Annotated in this window: 4 protein-coding genes; 2 read left to right on the forward strand and 2 right to left on the reverse strand. The window is 46.8% G+C overall.

Going from position 1 to position 2,837, the window contains the following annotated elements:
- Positions 1-51: 51 nt before the first annotated feature.
- Both NG796_RS26220 and NG796_RS26225 read right to left on the reverse strand, forming a co-directional pair.
- Complete coding sequence (locus NG796_RS26220) at positions 52-630, reverse strand: AMP-binding protein (protein WP_261210448.1); 579 nt, start codon at positions 628-630, stop codon at positions 52-54.
- Positions 569-1,834, reverse strand: coding sequence for an RNA-guided endonuclease InsQ/TnpB family protein (locus NG796_RS26225; RefSeq protein ID WP_261210449.1), 1,266 nt, complete (start codon positions 1,832-1,834; stop codon positions 569-571). The genes NG796_RS26220 and NG796_RS26225 overlap by 62 nt, the downstream gene beginning before the upstream one ends.
- A 215-nt stretch (positions 1,835-2,049) precedes the next feature.
- Between NG796_RS26225 and NG796_RS26230 the strand changes: the two genes are divergently transcribed.
- On the forward strand, positions 2,050-2,472 hold the full coding sequence (locus NG796_RS26230) for a putative toxin-antitoxin system toxin component, PIN family (protein WP_261199011.1): 423 nt from the start codon (positions 2,050-2,052) through the stop codon (positions 2,470-2,472).
- A 4-nt stretch (positions 2,473-2,476) separates the two neighbouring features.
- A complete protein-coding gene (locus NG796_RS26235) occupies positions 2,477-2,695 on the forward strand; it encodes a toxin-antitoxin system HicB family antitoxin (protein ID WP_261199010.1) in 219 nt (72 codons plus the stop codon).
- The last annotated feature ends 142 nt before the right edge of the window (positions 2,696-2,837 follow it).

Below are 2,837 nucleotides of genomic sequence, written 5' to 3' on the forward strand. Positions count from 1 at the left end.
GCCAAGGGGAGCCTAGATGCAAGTCGGGCTCCCCTCTTTATTGCTTTCGTGTCACTGGCTTAGTCTAAACTCCAGAAGGAAGAGTGAGGGGCTACCGTTGAGTCGGCTGACAAAGTTTTTGGCTTGAAAGGTGAGAGCGGGGTTTGGGCGAGTGAGTTGGTTGTGGGTGGTTAAGATGAGGGAGGCATTGGCATCAGTGGCGATCGCTTCTAGTCTGGGTAAGGTGCGTTTGAGTCGGGTGGTGTCTGGGGCTGGGGCTGGAATGGCGATGACTCCGGCATAAAGACAACCAAACAGGGCGGCGATCGCATCAAGGCTTTGGGGATAAACTAGGAGAACTCTAGACCCCGGAGAGAGTTGACTTTGTAGGTAGGCGGCGATCGCTTTTGCTTTTTGGTCGAGTTGGCGATAGGTGAGTTGACTGGTGGGGGTTTTGCCGTTTTTGAGGAAAGTGTAGGCAATTTGGTTGGGCTGTTGGTGGGCGCGGGTTTGTAGGAGGTGAATGAGAGTGGAAAAGGTCTTGACACTCCCCGGTCTGAAGACGCGGGGATTCTTAAGAACCTTGACCCTATCGGATCTTGATTCGTAACGGCTGTGCCAAACAGCCTCTAAACTGTCCGAGAAACTCATCCAGCTTACTTGTATGCTTACGCAGGATATTCAGCGCCCCATTGCAATCAGCGTTGACAATCCAGTCCTTTGCGGTGCGGTAAAGTCCACGTTTGATACGCTTGCCACTGAATTCGTATTTTTTGGGATTATCAGCATTCCAAACAGGAAGGGTGTCGCCATCGAGCGCACTCGCTTTACTGGTGTACGACTCTTCTTGCTCGACTACTTCAATTCCGTACCGTTCGCAGAGGCTTTGCAGCTTGCGCTTAAAGGTAAAAACGGGAATTTGAGTGAAGTTCTGATTGTTGCGTTTGCCCAGATTGACCGATTGTTTCAGGTCAGGGTTGTAGCCCACAACAATCTTGCTGATGCTTCGCTTGATGCACCAATTAACTACCTGCCTTGCCGATTTATTCAGGAAGTCTTGCACTTGATGATTGCGCCTATCCAACAACGATGCTTGTCGATGCGTCAATCCTTGGATCTTTTGCAAATCCTTAATCGATTGCAGCCGAGCATTTTCCTTGTTGTACCACTGATTAATCGACTTAATCTTGCGGCCATCAATCACAAAAGACTCTTTGGTTGTACTGACACAACTCGCAAAGTTGTTCAATCCCAAGTCGATACCAAGCATTTCCATGGACCGTTCAATTTGCTTTTCTTCCTGCCCCTCATAAACATAGGCGGCATCAAAATAGTGTCCGTCAAACTTAGGCAGAATGCGAATCTCTTTGATATTCAGACCCCTGAGCCTTTCAGGGACTTGGAAAGAAAAAGTACCATGTTCCCGTCGAAATTTACGGGATGTCGGCACGGTGAACAACCAGTTTTTACTGGGCATCTTCTCCAGGTCCCTCGGACGAATCGGAATCACCAGCAAAAAGTAGCCCTCTTTAGGCAGATAGGCAGGGATGTTCACCCTTGCACTCAATTCTCCACGCTGTTTCATTTGCAGCAATTTGAAGAACGAGTTAAAAGAGCGGTCAACTATCTTCAAGGTCTGTTGAGCAATGTCTGTTGCCAACAGATCATAGTTCTCATTCGTCTTGGAATGATGATAGTTGCCCTCATAGCGAAGATGCTTGCGCTCCTGAAAGAAATACTGACGGACGTTGTACAGGCCGACGTTGAACATATTTTTGCTCAATCGACAAAGCTGTTTAGCAACTGCCGCCTCCTGCTGATTCAGTTTCAACCGATTGGTTTGAGTGAGTAACATCCTTGATTCCGCTGAACACATACCCATCATAGCGGAAACCTTCAAAGATGAGCGGTTAAAACCGCTCGTTCGTTTTTCCTCTGCGATCTAAAGATGCCCAGTTCCCAAACTCTCGGACTTTTCTGATGGGTGGGATAAATGTTAATAAAAATCAAGAAATTGAGGGAATGCGATCGCCATCCCCCCAATGATGGCATATATGCTATCATTGGCTCATGTGTAGCAAACTTGTGATTGACACCAACGTTTTTGTCAGTGCCTTGATTAGTCCCGATGGAGTCAGTCGTGCCGTGCTTCGTGCCTGCTTACAAGGCAAGTATCAACCCCTGATGGGAACGGCTTTGTTTTTGGAGTATGAGTCCATTCTGGCAAGGTCAGAAGTCATGGTACGTTGTCCGCTACCGAAAGCAGATGTTGAAGCATTGCTGGCTGCTTTGATGTCAGTGAGTCAATGGGTTCAGATTTATTACTTATGGCGGCCAAACTTGCGGGATGAAGCCGATAATCATTTGATTGAGTTGGCGATCGCAGGCAATGCCGAGGCAATTGTCACCCAGAATGTTAAAGATTTCCAGCAGCGCGAACTCATCTTTCCCCAGCTTTCTATTCTTTCCCCTGAAGCATTGATTACGGAGTAAGTATATGGCAACTTTAACGATTCGTTTACCCGATGAAAAACATTCTCGCCTGAAAGCACTGGCTCAATCTCGTGGCATCAGTGTGAATAAATTAATGGAAGAACTCTCGACGCTTGCACTAGCTGAGTTTGATACTCAGACACGGTTTCAAGCCTTAGCAATGCAGGGAGATGTGGCGCGGGGTTTAGAGATTTTAGATCGATTAGATACTTTGAATGAGTAGTAATTCTAGTTTTTGAGGAGGTTGTGCAATTGATGGCAACGACTTTGTTATAGTTTATGAAATGGGTAATACCAATTTAAAATGAAATAGCATAAGATGGAAGCAGTATTTGATAGAGGTGGCTGATGGCAGGTCGGATGAA

This window comes from Laspinema sp. D2d, assembly GCF_025370755.1.
GTDB lineage: Bacteria > Cyanobacteriota > Cyanobacteriia > Cyanobacteriales > Laspinemataceae > Laspinema.

What these genes read in the sequence shown, in the direction of transcription:
- NG796_RS26230 (WP_261199011.1), top strand. Translation starts at nt 2,050, where the DNA reads ATGTGTAGCAAACTTGTGATTGACACCAACGTTTTTGTCAGTGCCTTG.
- NG796_RS26225 (WP_261210449.1), bottom strand. Translation starts at nt 1,834, where the DNA reads ATGTTACTCACTCAAACCAATCGGTTGAAACTGAATCAGCAGGAGGCG.
- NG796_RS26220 (WP_261210448.1), bottom strand. Translation starts at nt 630, where the DNA reads ATGAGTTTCTCGGACAGTTTAGAGGCTGTTTGGCACAGCCGTTACGAA.
- NG796_RS26235 (WP_261199010.1), top strand. Translation starts at nt 2,477, where the DNA reads ATGGCAACTTTAACGATTCGTTTACCCGATGAAAAACATTCTCGCCTG.